This window comes from Gilliamella sp. B3464, assembly GCF_026536145.1.
Lineage (GTDB): Bacteria > Pseudomonadota > Gammaproteobacteria > Enterobacterales > Orbaceae > Gilliamella.
Window position 1 is genome coordinate 1 of record NZ_JAFNOQ010000028.1, and the last position, 1,431, is coordinate 1,431.

The 1,431-nt window shown below is 32.7% G+C and carries 2 protein-coding genes; both read left to right on the forward strand.

Features of this window, described 5'->3' with window-relative positions:
- On the forward strand, positions 1-867 hold an 867-nt coding region (locus J3U57_RS12610), incomplete at its 5' end, for a DUF6862 domain-containing protein (RefSeq protein WP_267344990.1).
- A complete protein-coding gene (locus J3U57_RS12615) occupies positions 854-1,408 on the forward strand; it encodes a hypothetical protein (protein ID WP_267344988.1) in 555 nt (184 codons plus the stop codon). The genes J3U57_RS12610 and J3U57_RS12615, both read left to right, overlap by 14 nt.
- The last annotated feature ends 23 nt before the right edge of the window (positions 1,409-1,431 follow it).

The window sequence follows — 1,431 nt, forward strand, 5'->3', positions numbered from 1 at the left end:
GAGAATAACTATTTGAGTGTAGATGAAGCCAAACGAAAGGCTTACTTAACTTGGATAAAGCCAAACTATCTAGGTGAGGAATTAACAGAAGATGAAAAGAAAGAATTAGAAAATCTCAATAAACTAGATAAAGAACGAGAGCAAATTTTACAAGACAATTGTTCTTTAGGTAACACCTCAAGCTCTGCTTGTAAAGGATTACTGCAAGAAGCATGGGAAATGCAAAAAGAATATGAAAAAGAAGTTGCTAGAAATTTGACAAATGCTGATATATATAGAGAAGACTCAGAAAATCTTAACAAAGCATTAGTCGGTTTAGATCCCAACAACATTATTCATTTAGCTTCAATCGAAGCAATTGCCAAAGAAACAGGTAAAGATGTAAATGATGTTGCTCGACAATATAAATATGTTATGGCAGCACATGCTATTGTATCTTCATTGGCTGGCTTGTATGGAGGAGTAAAACTTACTAGTCCAGGTAGTATTGAAACAGTTATTGTCTATCGTGTTGAAGGAGCACCTAATACTCGAGTCATTATTGGTAATAATGGGGAGGTGACAATAACTGGTAATACAACTTTATATTTGAATTTTGGGGATAAAGCGAGAGCACAAGCATTTTTAGATAAGCGAATATCTCAAAATATGGAAGGAGCCACAATAAAGTCATTTGAAGTATCAAAATCTTTTTTAGAAGAGGTAAAGAAAAATGCAGTATTTGAGTCAGAGGTGAAATATAATAAGGATAAACCTGTAATTGCTGATCCAACAAAAGCAGATAATCAGTATGGTATCAGACCAAACCAATTTGATGAATTGAATAAATCTATAATTCAAGGTAGTGGTAAAAATGGTAATAAATAGTGAATACATGAGGCAATTGTTATTAGAAAGGGAGCGATTTGAAAATCCGCCTGATTATACAGTAAAGACAACCGGTATTGGTATAGCTAGATTTATTATTCGTTGTAATAATAACGTTGACGAAGTACTAAACTTATCTAAACGGGTGTTAATGATAGTAAACTTTAATTCAGAACTAGCCTGGCCTTCTTTTGAAGTATGGTCAAAAATATTACCATATGAGTTTGTTAATAATTGTGCTCCAGAACTTTCAAAAAGTGAAAGTGAAAAAAAAATTGCTTATAGAAAAAGTCTTCCTTGGGAAAAACAAGTAATTTTAGAGAAAAATGAAAAATGGAGCTTAGGAAATTGGCTTGTATGGCTTGAACCAGATACCAGAGAGTGGTTTTGGTGGAATGCTCATAAATTTAATGATGAAATTGCAAATACTCATTTTTTAGTAGAGGTTACAGTATTAGATAATCCTTTTTCATCGGGTGCATTAAAATGGCTTTTTAAAGCTTGTGGTGCAATTGATGTTGTTTCAACCGATGATGTTTAGTTTATGTGTTTTTTCCCAGTTCT

Coding starts and splice junctions, on each gene's coding strand:
- J3U57_RS12615 (WP_267344988.1), top strand. CDS start 854: ATGGTAATAAATAGTGAATACATGAGGCAATTGTTATTAGAAAGGGAG.